Source organism: Reyranella sp., assembly GCF_965229815.1.
Taxonomy (GTDB): Bacteria; Pseudomonadota; Alphaproteobacteria; order Reyranellales; family Reyranellaceae; genus Reyranella.
The window spans coordinates 3,205,308-3,219,993 of the sequence record NZ_CBDDJN010000006.1 but is presented as its reverse complement, the minus strand read 5'-3'; the positions used below and the strand labels follow the sequence as shown (position 1 = coordinate 3,219,993).

The window sequence follows — 14,686 nt, the reverse complement described above, 5'->3', positions numbered from 1 at the left end:
GGCGACAGGTCCACCCAATGGAGTATCCGCGGCCCCTGACCACCGTCGACGTCGTGCTCTTCACGATCGTCGACGACGCTTTGGCGATCTGCCTGGTTCAGCGGGACCAGGCGCCGTTCCGCGGCCGCTTCGCCTTGCCCGGAGGCTTCGTTCATACCGACGAGGATTCCGATGCCGACGCTGCTGCCCGTCGGGTCCTGCGCGAAAAGGTCGGCGTCAAAGACGTCCACATCGAGCAGCTCTATACGTTCAGCGGGCGGGCGCGCGACCCTCGGGATTGGTCCGTGACCATCAGCTACTGCGCCGTGGCACCCAACGAAGGCATCCCGAGGAAATCCTCGGTGCGATTGGTGCCGGTGAAGGACATTCAAGCGCTTCCCTTCGACCACGACCGCATCGTTGAGCGGGCTGTCGAGCGCGTGCGCAGCAAGGCTTCCTATTCGTCGCTGCCGGCCTTTCTGTTGCCGCGGCACTTCACGTATCCGCAGCTTCAGCGGGTCTACGAGATTGCCACGGGAGAATCGCTCGATCCGTCGTCTTTCCGTCGCAAGATGCTCGAACTGCAGACGATCGAGCCGGTGCAACTGGAGAATGCACAGGTGACGCGAGGACGTCCGCCGCAGTATTACCGCCTGGCCGATCGTACATTGCGCGCCTTTCAGCGAAAGATTTGACGGACGCCTTGTGATAGTCATGACGGCATGTCGAACCTCGATCCCGTCACCCTGACCGTCATCCAGAACGGCCTGATCCAGGTCTGCAACGAGATGGACCTCGCCTTTGTGCGCGCCGCCTTCTCGCCGGTGATCTCCGAAGGCATGGACCGTTCCGACGGCATCTACGACGCGGCCGACGGGTCGCTGATCGCCCAGGGCGAGCTCGGCCTGCCGGTGTTCGTCGGCACCATGCAGTTCTCGACCCGGGCGGTGATCGAGCGGGTGAAGACCCACTATGCCGGCACGGTCGATCCCGGCGACGTCTTCATCGTCAACGATCCCTATCTCGGCGGCACCCATCTGATGGACGTGCGGTTCGTGAAGCCGTTCTTCTACAAGGGCGAGCTGTTCGCGTGGCTGGCCAATACCGGCCATTGGCCGGACGTCGGCGGCATGGTGCCGGGCGGCTTCTCGGCCAGCGCCACCGAGGTCGAGCAGGAGGGGCTGCGGCTGCCGCCCGTGAAGTTCTTCAAGAAGGGCGAGATGGACCAGGAGATCCTGTCCATCATCCTCAGCAACATCCGCATCGCCGACCAGCGCATCGGCGACATCAAGGCCCAGGCCGCCGCGCTCACCACCGGCGAGCAGCGCCTGACCGCGCTGATCGACCGCTACGGCGCCGAGGTCGTGCGGCAGGCGATCGCCGAGATGCGCCATCGCGCCGAGCGCCAGATGCGGGCGAAGATCGCCACCATTCCCGACGGCGTCTACGAGGGCAGCGCGCAGGTCGACAGCGACGGCGTGGTCGACGAGCCGCTGTTGATCCGCATGAAGGTCACCAAGAAGGGCGAGGACCTCACCTTCGACATGACCGGCTCCAGCCCGCCCTGCCGCGGGCCGATGAACAGCGTCATCGCCACGACCAAGTCGGCGATCTACCTCGCGGTGAAGCACATCTTCCCCGACGTGCCGATCAATGCCGGCACGTTCGAGCCGCTCACCATCGTCGAGCCCGAGGGCACCTTCCTGTACGCGAAGTATCCGCGGCCGGTCTCGGGCTGCGCGGCCGAGGTGAGCCAGCGCATCGCCGAGGCGGTGTTCGCGGCCATGACCAAGGCCATCCCCGACCTCTTGTTCGCCGCCCCGGCGGGCACGTCGGGCAATCTCGGCGTCGGCGGCTGGGATCCCGAGCGCCAGCGCAACTTCATCATGTACCTCTTCACCGGCGGCGGTTACGGCGGCTTCCAGGGCGGCGACGGTCTCAGCAACGGCTGCTCGACCATCGGCATCTCCAAGATGCCGCCGGTCGAGGTGCTGGAGCAGTTCTATCCCGTGCTGTTCGAGGAATTCTCCCTGCGCGAGGGCTCGGGTGGCGCCGGCGAGTTCCGCGGCGGCTTCGGCATCAACTACGCGATCCGGCTGCGCCGCGGCGAGGCCCGCGTGTCGATGGTGATGGACCACGGCCGCACCGGGCCGCAGGGCGTGCTGGGCGGCGGCGACGGCGCCGTCAACACCGTGGCGGTGGAGCAGGGCGGCCGATCCTACCGGCCGGCGCATCTTTCCAAGGACCAGGACATCCAGATCGGCGTCGGTGACGTCGTGCGGGTCTCGACGCCCGGCGGCGGCGGCTTCGGCGATCCGGCGCGGCGCGACCCGGCGGCGATCGCCCGCGACGTCGCGCGCGGCTACTACACGGAGGCCGAGTCCCGGGAGAAGTTCGGACCGCGGCTGGCGGCGGAATGACCCTCTCTCGACGCTCCCTCGCGGCGCTGCCGCTGGCGCTCGCAGGCTTCGACGCGGCGGCGCAGTCTACCTGGTACGCCGTGCGCGGCGCCGATCATTCGTTCATCGTCGATATGCCGGGCGAGCCCACCTACAAGGTGATCGACACGCGCTCGCCCGGCGGCACCGCCTTTCCCTACCATTCCTACAGTCTCGACAGCGGCGGCATGGCCTTCGTCGCCCAGACCGCGCTGTATCCCGCCGACGTCGACGTGCGCCAGCCGCGGCGCAACCTGCAGTCCGCGCTCGACGACCGGGCCGAGCGGCTGGCCGGCGGCAAGTGGAGCAGCGTGCAGTGGCGCGATGTTCAGGGCGCGCCGGCCGTCGAATCGGTCGGCGCCGTGGCCGGCGGCCGGCTGCTGCGGCAGCTCGTGCTGCTGAAGGGCCGGCGCTACGTGTCGCTGGCCTGCCTGGGGTCCGCCGACGCGGTGCGCGGACCGGCCGCCGAGCGCTTCTTCGGCTCGCTGAGGCTCGTGTCGTGAGCCGGCTCCGGGTCCATGTCCTGGCGCTGGGCGGCACCATCGCCACCCGGCCCGACGCCGGCGGCGTGATGCAGATGGGCGCCGGCGCCGACGATCTCGTGGCGGCGGTGCCGCTCCTCAAGGAACTGGCCGATATCGAGGCCGAGACCGTGTCGCGCGTCGGCAGCCATTCGCTGTCGTTCGACGACATCCATGCCGTCGCCGGCAAGATCGCGGCGACTGCCGCGGATGCCGTGATCGTGACGCAGGGCACCGACACGCTGGAGGAGACGGGCTTCCTGCTCGACCTGCTGGTGAAGCGCGACATCCCGGTGATCGTCACGGCGGCGATGCGCAATCCGGCGCTCACGTCCGCCGACGGGCCGGGCAACCTGCTGGCGGCGGTGCGCGTCGCCGGCGATCCCTGGATCCGCAGGCACACGCGTTCGCTGGGAGTCATGGCGGTGATGCTCGACGAGGTCCATGCGGTGGCCGACGTGATCAAGGCGCATCCGACGCGGATCGATGCCTTCGCGTCGCCGCAGACCGGCCCGATCGCGGCGCTGGTCGAGGATCGGGTCGTGCCGCTCGGCCTGCCGGTGCGCGATGCGATCGAGGTCGCGCGCCAGGCGCTGGACAAGGTTTCCGGCGAGGCCCGGCCGGTCGCGCTCCTGTGGATGGGACTCGACGAGCCGGGCGGGCTGATCGAGGCGATCCTGGCGGCGCCCGACCGGCTCGGCTATCGCGGCGTCGTGGTCGCCGCGATGGGCGGCGGCCATGTCCCCGAACGCCTGGCGCCGCTGGCCGGGCGCCTCGCCGCGGCGCTGCCGACCGTCGTGGCGGCACGCGCGGGCGGCGGCCCGCTGCTGCGGCATACCTATGGCGGTGCGAGCTCGGAGATCGCCCTGCTCGAGGCCGGGCTCATCTGGGGCGGGCGGCTGCATCCGCTGAAAGCGCGGGTGCTGCTCGAGACCTGTCTCCGCGCCGGGCTCGATCGCGCGGCCATCGCCCGGGTCTTCGCCGCCTGGGGCTGACGGCGGCGCCGTTCAGGCGCGCAGGCGCCTCGCTTCGCCGAAGCCGTGCATGCCCATCTGCCACTGCAGGGCGACGACAAAGCCCTTGAGGGGCTGCAGCATCGCCAGCGACAGGCCGACGATCAGAGGGCCCCAGATCAGGGCATGCACCCAGTAGGACGGGGCGTAGGCGAGCTCGACCCAGAGCGTGAGCGGCACGACGATGTGGCCGACGATCACGATCACCAGGTAGGCGGGGAAGTCGTCGGCGCGGTGATGGTGCAGGTCCTCGCCACAGGCGCTGCAGGCCGGCGCGACCTTCGAGAAGCGACGGAACAGACGCCCTTCGCCGCAGGCGGGGCAGCGGCCGCGCAGGCCGCGCAGCAGGACGGCAGGGTCTTTTCTCTCCATGGGTTTCTCCTCTCGCTGTTGAGTATGTCCCTGCAATGAGGCATACAATCAAGATCAGAGAGGGCATATTGTATGGATTGGGTCCCTACAATCGAGGGCGCAGGCGGCCCGGTCTACGAAGGCATCGTCGAGGCGCTCTCCGCCGACATCGCCTCGGGACGGCTGCGCCGCGGCGACCGGCTGCCGACGCATCGGGCACTCGCCCGAGCCCTGGGAGTCGACCTCACGACCGTCACGCGGGCCTATGGTGAAGCGCGGCGGCGCGGCCTCACCGAGGCGCGGGTCGGGCAGGGCACCTTCGTGGCCGAGAGCCGGGTGCAGGCGCCGCGCGCGGCGGCGGCCGGCGTCGCCTTCGACCTGTCGATGAACCTGCCGCCCGAGCCGATCGAGGCCGACCTGGAGGGCCGCGTGGCGCGCGGGCTCGCCGCGCTGCAGCGGGGCTACGGCGTCTCGGCCTTCCTGAGCTACCAGCAGGCCGGAGGCAGCGAGACCGACCGCGGCGTCGCGGCGGACTGGCTGCGCCGCCGCGTGCGTGGCGCCGAGGCGCGACGGCTGGTCCTGTCGCCGGGCACGCAGAGCGCGCTCGTTGCCCTTCTGCTGGCAACGACGCGGCCGGGCGATTCCGTGCTGGTCGACCGGCTGACCTATCCCGGCTTCAAGTCCGCGGCGCTGGCGCTCGGCCTGCGCCTGATCGGCGTCGAGGGCGATCGCGAGGGCATGCTGCCGGCGGAGCTGGACGAGGCCGCGCAACGACACGAGCCCAGGGCGGTGTATCTCGTCCCCACGATCCACAATCCGACGACGGCCACGATGGGCGTTGCGCGGCGCGAGCAGATCGCCGCCGTGATCCGCCGCCGTGGCCTCGTGCTGCTCGAGGACGATGCCTACGGCAGCTTCGAGCCGAGGCTGCAGCCGATCACGACGCTGATCCCCGAGCGCGCCTACCTCGCGGTGACCCTGTCGAAGTGCCTGGCGCCGGGATTGCGCACCGCTCTGGTGCTGACGCCCGACCGTACGGCCGCGTCGACCGTCGCCAACGCGCTGCGCACCGTGTCGCAGATGCCGGTGCCGCTCACCGTCGCCCTGGTCATGCGCTGGCTGGCCGACGGCACCGCCGACGCCATCGTGGCGGCCATCGTCGCCGAGGCGGCGGCGCGGCAGAAGCTCGCGGCGAAGGCGCTGGCCGGCCACGACTATGCCGCGCATCCGAAGGGACATCATGCCTGGCTGCCGCTGCCGCCGTCGTGGACGCGCGCGGAGTTCGCCGCCCACGTCCAGCGGCAGGGGTTGGCGGTGGTGACCAGCGACAGCTTCGCCGTCGACGCCAATCCCCAGCATGCGATCCGCATCGCGCTCGGCGCGCCGCGCAGCCGGTCCGATCTCGTCGGCGCGCTCGACGTCCTCGCTGTCGCATTGACATCGCCGGCCTATGCTTCACGTATCGTTTGAGACGGGACGGACGCTCCGTCGCGGGAGATAGCCATGCTCGAGTCCTTCGATGCGGTCCTGCTGGCCCGCCTCCAGTTCGCCTTCACGGTCTCCTTCCATTTCATCTTCCCGTCCTTCTCCATCGGGCTGGCGAGCTACCTCGCGGTCCTTGAAGGGCTGTGGCTGTGGACGGGCCGGCAGGTCTACCTCGACCTCTTCAAGTACTGGCTGAAGATCTTCGCGCTGGCCTTCGGCATGGGCGTGGTGTCGGGAATCGTCATGTCGTACCAGTTCGGCACGAACTGGTCGGCCTTCTCCGACAAGGCGGGGCCGGTGATCGGCCCGTTGATGGCCTACGAGGTCCTGACCGCCTTCTTCCTCGAAGCCGGATTCCTCGGCGTCATGCTTTTCGGGATGAACCGGGTCGGGCGCGGCCTGCACTTCACCGCAACGCTGGCGGTCGCCGGCGGCACGCTCTTTTCGGCCTTCTGGATTCTCGCGGTCAACAGCTGGATGCACACGCCGACCGGTCACGCGATCAATCCGGGCGGGCAGTTCGTGCCCGCCGACTGGCTGGCGGTGATCTTCAGCCCCTCCCTGCCGTACCGGCTGGTCCACACGGTGTTCGCCGCCTACCTCACCACGGCGCTGGTCGTGGGCGCGGTCGGCGCCTGGCACCTGCTGCGCGAGCGCGGCAACGAGGGCGCGCGCGTGATGTTCTCCATGGCCATGGGCATGATCGCCGTGGTGGCGCCGCTGCAGATCCTGGCCGGCGATCAGCACGGGCTGAACACGTTCGAGTACCAGCCGGTCAAGGTCATGGCGATGGAGGGTCACTTCAAGGACTATCCCGACGGGGCGCCGCTGATCCTGTTCGGCTGGCCCGACGAGGCGGCGTCCGAGACGTTGTATGCCGTCGAGATCCCCAAGGCCTCGTCGCTCATCCTCAAGCATTCGCTCGACGCGCCGATGAAGGGGCTGAACTCGGTCGCTCCGTCGGAGTGGCCGCCGGTCGCCATCGTGTTCTGGGCTTTCCGGATCATGGTCGGGCTGGGCGTCCTGATGCTCCTCCTCGGCGCGGTGAGCCTCGTCGCGCGCTTCGCCGGCCGGCTCTACGACAGCCGGCTCTTGCATCTCTTCGCGGTGGCGATGGGGCCGGCGGGCTTCGTGGCGGTGATCGCCGGCTGGGTGACGACCGAGGTGGGGCGACAGCCCTATACGGTGCACGGCCTGCTGCGCACGGCGGAGTCGGCCTCGCCGCTTCAGGCGCCGGCGGTCGCGGCTTCGCTGCTGGCGTTCATCGTCGTGTACTTCATCGTGTTTGGCGCCGGGGCGCTCTATATCCTGCGCCTCATGAGCCATTCGCCCTATCGCGGCGAGGCGGGCCCCGAGCGCGGTCAGCCCGTCCGCGCCGCCGGCATCACCCCCGCCCCGGCGGTCGCCGAATCGCTGGCCGGCGGCAAGGAGGTCTGACCATGCCGTTCGCGTTCGACCTTCCGATGTTCTTCGCCTTCATCATCGCCTTCGCGATCTTCGCCTACGTGCTGATGGACGGCTTCGACCTCGGCATCGGCATCCTCTTTCCGGCGTTCCAGACCGGGCGCGAGCGCGACAGCGCCATGAACTCGGTGGCCCCGGTTTGGGACGGCAACGAGACCTGGCTGGTGATGGGCGGCGGCGGGCTGCTCGCCGCCTTTCCGCTCGCCTACGGCATGATCCTGTCGGCCCTCTACGCGCCGATCATCGCCATGCTGCTGGCGCTGATCTTCCGCGGCGTCGCCTTCGAGTTCCGCTGGCGCGATCCCGCGCACCGGCCGTTCTGGGACTTCGCCTTCACGGTCGGCTCCGTCGTCGCGACCTTCGCCCAGGGCGTCACGCTGGGGGCGTTGCTGCAGGGGATCGTCGTGCGCAACCGCCTTTACGGCGGCGGCTGGTTCGACTGGCTGACGCCGTTCAGCGTGCTCGTCGGGCTGAGCCTGGTCTGCGGCTATGCCCTGCTCGGCGCCACCTGGCTGGTGATGAAGAGCGAGGGCAGCCTCCAGGAGCGCTGCTACCGGCTGTCGCTGCGGCTCGGGATCGGCACCATCGTCGCGATGGGCGCGGTCAGCGCCTGGACGCCGTTCCTGCGCGAGGCCTACTGGATCCGCTGGTTCGCCTGGCCGGAGATCCTGTTCACCGCCCAGGTGCCGCTCCTCGTCGCGATCGTCTGCCTGGTCTTCTTCTGGAGCCTGGCGCGGCGCCACCACGTCACGCCGTTCCTGATGGCGCTGGCGATGTTCGTGCTGAGCCTGGTGGGCCTCGGGATCAGCATCTTCCCCTATGTCGTGCCGCCCGCAGTGTCGATCTGGGACGCCGCCGCTCCGGATGCCAGCCTTGCTTTCATGTTGCCGGGCGTGCTGATCCTGGTGCCGGTCATCCTCGCCTATACCGGCTATTCGTACTGGGTGTTCCGCGGCAAGACGGGCCACGAGGGCTACCACTGAGGCAGGCCCTCGGGATGCCGACGCCGCGGCAGTGGCTGTGGTTCGTGGCGCTGTGGGCCGGCGGCGTCGGCGCGGTGGCGCTCGTCGGCTTCGGGATCAGGCTCTGGCTCAGCTGACGGTCAGGTCGTCCGGCGGGCCGGCCGGCAGTTGAAGGCGATCGGCCGCGCCGTACCGTTCTCGCGCAGCGACGCCAGCTCGTCGCGGCCCGTCCATTCGTTGGCGGCGTCGGCATAGCGGAAGCCGCCGGCGATCGGCTGGAACTCCATGCGCCAGGTCTTGTCGCCGTAGGTCACGGAGGCGCGGTTCTTGGCGTAGACGACGGTCACTTCCTTGCGCCCCTCGCAGACGTAGGCGATGCCGAAAGGCGTGGGGTCGTCGGCCGCAGGTCGTGCGATGAAGGTGGTCAATGGCGCCTGCTCGGGCGCGCAGCCGGCCACCATCAGGATCGCGGCAATCGACAGACGCTTCATCGTGCGCTTACCTCCCTGCAGCGGCTTCCGTCGTGGGTGGGACCCGGACCCGTCCCGGCCGGCCGACGGGATGTACGACAGGGCACTATAGCGAGCCAAGGGGATGCGATGCCACACGTCAGGCTGAAGGACGGCGCCGAGCTCTACTACGAGACGCACGGCAGCGGGCCGCCGCTGTTCCTCGTGCCCGGCCTGGGCGGCGACGGCCGCTTCTGGGAACCAAACCTGGCGGGGCTGGCGCGCGAATTCACCGTGGTCGTGCACGATCATCGCGGCACGGCGCGCAGCACCCTGTCGCGCATCGACTACTCGGTGGAACAGATGGCGGACGACGCGCTCCAGCTCATCGATGCGCTGGGCTTCGCCAAGGTCCACTGGTGCGGTCATTCGACGGGCGGCGCGATGGGCCAGGTGCTGGCGATCGACCATCCGGACCGGATCGACCGGCTGGTGCTGAGCGCGACCTGGGCGAAGACCGACGCGTTCTTCCGCCGCCTGTTCGAGGTTCGCGCCCTGATGCTGAAGGAGCTGGGACCAACAGCGTACGTCAAGTCGAGCGCGCTGGCGCTCAATTCGCCGTTCTGGGTTCGCGACCACGACGCCGACCTCGCCGTTGCCGAAGCCAGGGCCGACGAGACCATTCCGCTGCCGGAGATCGTGCTGTCGCGCATCGCCGCCATCGTGGCCCACGACCGGCGCGACCGGCTGCAGGCGGTGCGCGCGCCGACACTGGCGATCTGCGCCCGCGATGACATGGTGACCCCGCTCTACTTCACCGAGGAGCTGGTGCGCCTGATCCCGGAGGCCCGGGCCTATGTCCTGCCCGACGGCGGGCACTTCTTTCCGAACGTGCATGCCGCCGAATTTCGGCGTGTAATCACCGCCTTCCTCCTGGAGCCTTGAACAACACATGAAGATCGAACCCAAGATTGCCGCCGCCGCCGCCGAGCTCACCGCCATCCGGCGCGACATCCATGCCCATCCCGAGCTGGGCTTCGAGGAGGAGCGGACGTCGAAGATCGTGGCGAGCAAGCTCAAGGAATGGGGCTGCGAGGTCACGACCGGCGTCGGCAAGACCGGCGTCGTGGGAACGATCCGGGTCGGCAACAACCCGCGCGCCATCGGCCTCAGGGCCGACATGGACGCGCTGCCGATGGACGAGCACAACACTTTCGACCATCGCAGCCGGCACGAGGGCCGCATGCACGCCTGCGGCCATGACGGCCACACGACCATGCTGTTGGGCGCGGCGCAGTATCTGTCGGCGACGCGCAATTTCGACGGCACCGTGCATTTCATCTTCCAGCCGGCCGAGGAAGGACGCGGCGGCGCCGAGGCCATGGTCAAGGACGGGCTGTTCGAGAAGTTCCCCTGCGAGCAGATCTTCGGCATGCACAACAGGCCCAAGCTCGACGTCGGCAAGTTCGCGATCCGCTCCGGCCCGCAGATGGCGGGCGGCGGCCTGTTCGACATCAAGATCACCGGCAAGGGCGCCCACGGGGCGCGGCCGGAGAGCGGCGTCGACCCGGTCATCATCGCCACCCAGATCATCTCGGCCCTTCAGAGCGTCGTGTCACGCAACATCGCGCCGCTCGATTCGGCGGTGATCTCGGTGACCCAGATGCATGCCGGCGACGCCTACAACGTCATCCCGCAGGAAGCGGTGCTGCGCGGCACGATCCGCGCCTTCCGCAAGGAGACGATGGCGCTGGTCAAGGAGCGCATCGAGACGATCTCGAAGGGCATCGCCCAGACGCTGGGCGGCAAGGCCGAGCCCGACGTGCGGGTGGTCTTCCCGCCGCTGGTCAACGACCGGGACTCGGTGAGGTTCATCGCCGACGTCGCCGCCGAGATCGTGGGCGATGAGAACATGAACCGAGAGGGTCCGTACGTGATGGCCTCGGAGGACTTCTCCTACATGCTGGAGAAGGTGCCCGGCGCCTTCATCAACATCGGCAACGGCGGCGGCGAAGGCGGCTGCGAGGTCCACAATCCCGGCTACGACTTCAACGACGAGATCATCACGCTCGGCGCCACCCTGTGGTCCCGCGTGGTCGAGAAGAAGCTCGCCCGGGACGCGAGGTGAGCCGTGAGCAACGGGGCTGACCTGGAGCGGGGCGGCATCGGGCGCTGGCTGCTGCGCGACCTTCCCTACGCCGCGATGCTGGCGCTGGCGGTGGGCGGCATCGTCCTCACGAGCTTCCGGGGACAGGCGACCTACTACTACTGGATGGCGCTCGCGCCGCTCTATGCGCTGATCGTGGTGATCTCGGGCTGGCGCCGGCTGGACACCGGGGCGGGCCACATGAGGCTGGTCGTCACCCAGGCGCTGCACTGGCTCGCCTTCGTGGGGGCGATGTGGCTGATGTTCCTTCCGGAGGTGCGCGGCGTGGTGAACGACAACGCCACCAGCCTGTCGCTGCTCATCCTGCTGGCACTCGGCACCTTCGTGGCCGGCGTGCATGCCGCGGTGTGGCGCATCTCGGCCGTCGGCGTCTTCCTGGCGCTGGCCGTGCCCGCCATCGCGTGGATCCAGGAGTCGGCCATCCTGCTGCTGGTCGGTGCCCTGCTGGTGCTCGTGGTCGCGGCCTTCTTCTGGTGGATGGGCCGACGGGAGAGCCGCCTGTGACCGACGCCGCGCCGCCGACGGTGGTGCTCTGGAGCGACTATGTCAGTCCCTACGCCTACGTCGCCAAGGCGTGGGCCTACGCGCTCGAGGCCGACTACCGGATCGAGCTGGAATGGCGGCCCTATACGCTCGACATCGCCTCCTTCCAGGGTTCCGTCGCCGAGCGCGATCCGCATCACTGGCGGCGCGTCCGCTACGCCTACATGGACGCGCGGCGCTGGGCCAACAAGCAGGGGCTGGTGCTCAAGGGGCCCGTGAAGATCTTCTACGCGCGGCCGGCCAATGCCGGGATGCTCTTCGCCCGGCGGCACGGCGTGTTCCGTCCCTACAACGACCGGATCTTCGATCTCTTCTGGAAGCGCGAGCTGGACCCAGAAAGCATCGAGGCCGTCGCCGCCCTTCTCCAGCAGGTGGGGGCGCCTGCCGGCTTCGCCGATTTCCTGGCAGGGGAGGGCGGGGCCGAGCACGACAGGCTGCGCAGCGAGGCCGAGGCCTCGGGCGTCTTCGGCGTGCCGACCTTCGTGTTCGACGGCGAACTCTTCTGGGGCGGCGACCGGATTGCCTTGCTGCGCGAGCGCCTCGACGAACGAGGCGTCGCGCGGCGAGGGTGAGGCTTCCGGACTACTCGGACTTTTCCGGCGGCTGGTCGAGCGTGCGGTCGACGCGCCCGTGCAGCGCCTTCACTTCCTGGCGCAGCACCTTGGCCCGGTCCTGGAGGCGACGGCGGGCGCGCCGGAAGGCGTCGTTCACGGCGAATTGCGGATCGCCGAAGCGCTCGTCCTGGCCGGGCGTGCGGTCGATGTCGATCGATGCGCCGCCCGGCATCTTGATGTGGATCGTCACCTCGTAGGGTCCGCCGCTGCGGTGGTTCCCGTCCGGAAGCTTGAACACGACGTGGCAGTCGGTCATCCGTTCGAACACCTGCTCGAGATGGGCCGCCTGCTCCTCGATCAGTTGCCGGACGGCGTCGCTCGAGGGCGTGTTCTGGAAGGTGATCCTGAGCGGCGTGTTCATTTGGTGCCTCCTTCGTTCCGGCGAGTCGCTACGGAAACGCAGGGTGCGGAGAGCGAGTTGCAGGCCGCATCGGCGTCACCGGTCCGCGACGGCCGGTCAGCCTAGCATTTCGGCCGGGAGACGGATACCGCGTGAAGGATCGGCCGAAGCGTCGCGGCGGGCAGACCAGAATGGAGAGCGGAGCTAATCGCCCGCCGCGACGGCCGTGGAGCGGCCGGACCGGGCCGGGCGCACGACGCGATGGGTGACCATGCGGTGATGCAAGGCGCGGATCGTGTCGCTTCCCCGCGTCAGGAACAGCCACGGGAAGAGACCGTGCACGAAGCAGGCGAGGGAACCCGCCAGCATGCTGGCACCGAAGCCGAAGGCGGCGCCCATGTGCTGGAAGTAGGTCTCGTTGACGGAGGCCGGATGGTCGGTGAAGCGGCGAAACATTGCATCGAGTTTAGCGACGGCGGCGGAAAACGGCTTGCTCGTTTGGTGTCGCCTGCGGCAACCTTGAGAAAATCATTCCAAGAGAGCAACCATGGCGGCAAAATTATCGCTCGATTCCTTCGACAAGAAGATTCTGGATTGCCTGCAGGACGATGCGGACACGCCCCTGGCCGAGGTTGCGCGGCGGGTCGGCCTGTCCACGACGCCCTGCTGGCGACGCATCAACCGACTGCAGCAGGCCGGCGTCATCCGGGCCCGGGTTGCCCTGCTCGAGCGCAAGTCGGTCAATGCGGGCGTCACGGTCTTCGTCGCCGTCCGCACCGCCCAGCACACGGCGCAGTGGCTGTCGCGGTTCGCCAAGGCGGTCGCCTCGTTTCCCGAGGTGATGGACTGCTACCGCATGAGCGGCGAGATCGACTACCTGATCCGGCTGGCCCTGCCGGACATCGAGGCCTACGACGCCTTCTACAAGCGGCTGATCGCCAAGGTCGAGCTGTCCGACGTGACCTCGATGTTCGCCATGGAGGAGATCAAGTCGACCACCCGGCTACCGCTGCACTATCTCGCATAGGCGCGGTCGAGGGCGTCAAACGAGGGGTGAGCGGCCATCTCGGCGACGAGCTCGGTGAGGCCTGACCGGCTGTGGCCCTCGCGCCAGCCCATTGCCAGCCGCAGGAACGGCGGACCGAGCTCCGGCTCGATGGCCTCGAAGCGATGGCCGCGGAAACCGAAGGAACCGCCGGGCGTCGCGAGCAGCCCGCGGCGTGCGCACTCCCGCTTCAGGATCGCTTCCAGTCGGCGATAGCGGCTGGCCGGTCCGTCTTCTCGCAGTCGAAGAGCACAGAAGGGCGCGTTGGCCGGGCGGTCGAGCAGGGAAGGGTGGCTGTCGGCGGCGAAAACGCGCGACTGCGCGCCAATCGCCGCGGCTAGGCGGCGGTTCGCGGCGAACACCGAGCCGGCATAGCGGACCGCATATGCCCGGTCCATGAACCACGGGGCCGAGAGGGCCGCCACCTCGTCGAGGGTCAGGCCGCTTCCCATCAGTCCCCGCAGCGTGCGCAGGGAATCGGCTGCCTCGCCGGCCGCGCCCGTACGCGCCCGCGCGGCAACGCGGACGATGCCGACATTGGCCAGTTCGAGGCCGGCCTGGTCCAGTTTCAGTCCCGAACGGTAGGCGATGACGATCCCGCCCTCCGCCACCGCCGGGAGATAGGGGGTCGGGTCGTGCGCCGGGCCGGACAGCGTCAGGTCGAGCACCAGCAGACGCCGGGCCCGCGGCAGGCGACGGCAGAGACCGAAGCCGCCATCGCAGGAGACCGGCTCGGCGATGACGATGTCGGTGTCCGCAGCGTCCTCGGCGGCGCGGCGCATCAGGCGGGATGGCCATGCCTGAAGCAGGGCGGCCGTCTCGAAATAGGCGCCTGCGTGCGCCACGGTCAGCGCCCGACGGTGGCCCCACCGTGACGCGGCGAACTGGAGGATCGCGGCCAGCGATGCCTGACCGCTCCTGAACAGAACGGTCTCGCCGGACCAGCCGGCGGGCGTCGGCGCGTAGCCGGGCCCTCGGGCTTCGAGGACGGAGGCATCGAGATCGCGCTCGTAGCCGAAGGCGATTCCCGGCCCGGCGGGAACGTGGGCGACGTCGCCCTGGCGTGGCGTCTTCAGGCTCCGATCGGCGGGTCGGTGAGCGAGCGTCAGCCAGGCCCTGCGCAGATCGAAAGCGGCCTCCTCCAGGCGACGTTCCTGCGCCAGGTGGTCGTTTCCGAGACCGGCAATGACCGTCCGCAAGTTTTCCGTAAGGGGAGAGATACCGGTCGCACGCCGCACCCTTTCGGCCAGGTCCAGCAAGTCCTCCAGATCGCGCTCGATTGCTTCGCGGAATTTCATGGAGGGTAAACGTCGGC

18 protein-coding genes are annotated in these 14,686 nt (G+C 69.1%); 13 read left to right on the top strand and 5 right to left on the bottom strand.

Going from position 1 to position 14,686, the window contains the following annotated elements; translation table 11 throughout:
- Positions 1–17: 17 nt before the first annotated feature.
- Genes ACO073_RS26880 through ACO073_RS26865 form a run of 4 tightly spaced genes read left to right on the top strand, consistent with a single transcriptional unit; the run spans position 18 to position 3,933 of the window.
- Positions 18–674 carry an NUDIX hydrolase gene (locus tag ACO073_RS26880; protein ID WP_422001902.1) on the top strand — a complete coding sequence of 219 codons (657 nt, stop codon included), beginning with the start codon at positions 18–20 and terminating at the stop codon, positions 672–674.
- Positions 675–701: 27 nt separating this feature from the next.
- Positions 702–2,399, top strand: a complete 1,698-nt coding sequence (locus tag ACO073_RS26875; RefSeq protein ID WP_422001900.1) for a hydantoinase B/oxoprolinase family protein — start codon at positions 702–704, stop codon at positions 2,397–2,399.
- Complete coding sequence (locus ACO073_RS26870) at positions 2,396–2,920, top strand: hypothetical protein (protein ID WP_422001898.1); 525 nt, start codon at positions 2,396–2,398, stop codon at positions 2,918–2,920. The genes ACO073_RS26875 and ACO073_RS26870 overlap by 4 nt, the downstream gene beginning before the upstream one ends.
- The gene (locus ACO073_RS26865) at positions 2,917–3,933 is read left to right on the top strand and encodes an asparaginase (protein ID WP_422001896.1); all 1,017 of its coding nucleotides are present in this window, start codon (positions 2,917–2,919) and stop codon (positions 3,931–3,933) included. The genes ACO073_RS26870 and ACO073_RS26865 overlap by 4 nt, the downstream gene beginning before the upstream one ends.
- Positions 3,934–3,945: 12 nt before the next feature.
- Here ACO073_RS26865 and ACO073_RS26860 read toward each other — a convergent pair whose 3' ends face one another.
- Positions 3,946–4,359 carry a DUF983 domain-containing protein gene (locus tag ACO073_RS26860; protein ID WP_422001895.1) on the bottom strand — a complete coding sequence of 138 codons (414 nt, stop codon included), beginning with the start codon at positions 4,357–4,359 and terminating at the stop codon, positions 3,946–3,948.
- 36 nt (positions 4,360–4,395) lie between these two features.
- Between ACO073_RS26860 and ACO073_RS26855 the strand changes: the two genes are divergently transcribed.
- Genes ACO073_RS26855 through ACO073_RS26840 form a run of 4 tightly spaced genes read left to right on the top strand, consistent with a single transcriptional unit; the run spans position 4,396 to position 8,350 of the window.
- Positions 4,396–5,772, top strand: a complete 1,377-nt coding sequence (locus tag ACO073_RS26855) for a PLP-dependent aminotransferase family protein (protein WP_422001893.1) — start codon at positions 4,396–4,398, stop codon at positions 5,770–5,772.
- 33 nt (positions 5,773–5,805) lie between these two features.
- Positions 5,806–7,224, top strand: coding sequence for a cytochrome ubiquinol oxidase subunit I (locus ACO073_RS26850; protein ID WP_422001891.1), 1,419 nt, complete (start codon positions 5,806–5,808; stop codon positions 7,222–7,224).
- 2 nt (positions 7,225–7,226) lie between these two features.
- Positions 7,227–8,234 (top strand): cytochrome d ubiquinol oxidase subunit II, encoded by a 1,008-nt coding sequence (gene cydB, locus ACO073_RS26845; protein WP_422001889.1) that lies wholly within the window; start codon positions 7,227–7,229, stop codon positions 8,232–8,234.
- 14 nt (positions 8,235–8,248) lie between these two features.
- Positions 8,249–8,350, top strand: a complete 102-nt coding sequence (locus ACO073_RS26840; RefSeq protein WP_422001888.1) for a DUF2474 domain-containing protein — start codon at positions 8,249–8,251, stop codon at positions 8,348–8,350.
- A gap of 3 nt (positions 8,351–8,353) precedes the next feature.
- Here ACO073_RS26840 and ACO073_RS26835 read toward each other — a convergent pair whose 3' ends face one another.
- Positions 8,354–8,704, bottom strand: a complete 351-nt coding sequence (locus ACO073_RS26835) for an MliC family protein (RefSeq protein ID WP_422001886.1) — start codon at positions 8,702–8,704, stop codon at positions 8,354–8,356.
- A gap of 108 nt (positions 8,705–8,812) precedes the next feature.
- Here ACO073_RS26835 and ACO073_RS26830 point away from each other — a divergent pair, with 108 nt between their 5' ends.
- From ACO073_RS26830 to ACO073_RS26815, 4 genes are read left to right on the top strand one after another with little or no spacing between them, the layout of a single operon-like run.
- On the top strand, positions 8,813–9,607 hold the full coding sequence (locus ACO073_RS26830; protein ID WP_422001884.1) for an alpha/beta fold hydrolase: 795 nt from the start codon (positions 8,813–8,815) through the stop codon (positions 9,605–9,607).
- 7 nt (positions 9,608–9,614) lie between these two features.
- The gene (locus ACO073_RS26825) at positions 9,615–10,790 is read left to right on the top strand and encodes a M20 aminoacylase family protein (protein ID WP_422001882.1); all 1,176 of its coding nucleotides are present in this window, start codon (positions 9,615–9,617) and stop codon (positions 10,788–10,790) included.
- A gap of 3 nt (positions 10,791–10,793) precedes the next feature.
- Positions 10,794–11,333: a hypothetical protein gene (locus ACO073_RS26820; RefSeq protein ID WP_422001880.1), complete on the top strand. Its 540-nt coding sequence runs from the start codon at positions 10,794–10,796 to the stop codon at positions 11,331–11,333.
- Positions 11,330–11,944 carry a DsbA family protein gene (locus ACO073_RS26815; RefSeq protein ID WP_422001878.1) on the top strand — a complete coding sequence of 205 codons (615 nt, stop codon included), beginning with the start codon at positions 11,330–11,332 and terminating at the stop codon, positions 11,942–11,944. The genes ACO073_RS26820 and ACO073_RS26815 overlap by 4 nt, the downstream gene beginning before the upstream one ends.
- 10 nt (positions 11,945–11,954) lie before the next feature.
- On the opposite strand, the gene ACO073_RS26810 is transcribed toward ACO073_RS26815, so the two are convergent.
- The gene (locus ACO073_RS26810) at positions 11,955–12,347 is read right to left on the bottom strand and encodes an HPF/RaiA family ribosome-associated protein (protein WP_422001876.1); all 393 of its coding nucleotides are present in this window, start codon (positions 12,345–12,347) and stop codon (positions 11,955–11,957) included.
- A 183-nt stretch (positions 12,348–12,530) separates the two neighbouring features.
- A complete protein-coding gene (locus ACO073_RS26805; protein ID WP_422001875.1) occupies positions 12,531–12,782 on the bottom strand; it encodes a DUF6356 family protein in 252 nt (83 codons plus the stop codon).
- 91 nt (positions 12,783–12,873) lie between these two features.
- Between ACO073_RS26805 and ACO073_RS26800 the strand changes: the two genes are divergently transcribed.
- Complete coding sequence (locus ACO073_RS26800; RefSeq protein ID WP_422001874.1) at positions 12,874–13,353, top strand: Lrp/AsnC family transcriptional regulator; 480 nt, start codon at positions 12,874–12,876, stop codon at positions 13,351–13,353.
- Here ACO073_RS26800 and ACO073_RS26795 read toward each other — a convergent pair.
- Positions 13,341–14,669 (bottom strand): hypothetical protein, encoded by a 1,329-nt coding sequence (locus ACO073_RS26795; protein ID WP_422001872.1) that lies wholly within the window; start codon positions 14,667–14,669, stop codon positions 13,341–13,343. The genes ACO073_RS26800 and ACO073_RS26795 overlap by 13 nt on opposite strands.
- Positions 14,670–14,686 lie beyond the last annotated feature (17 nt).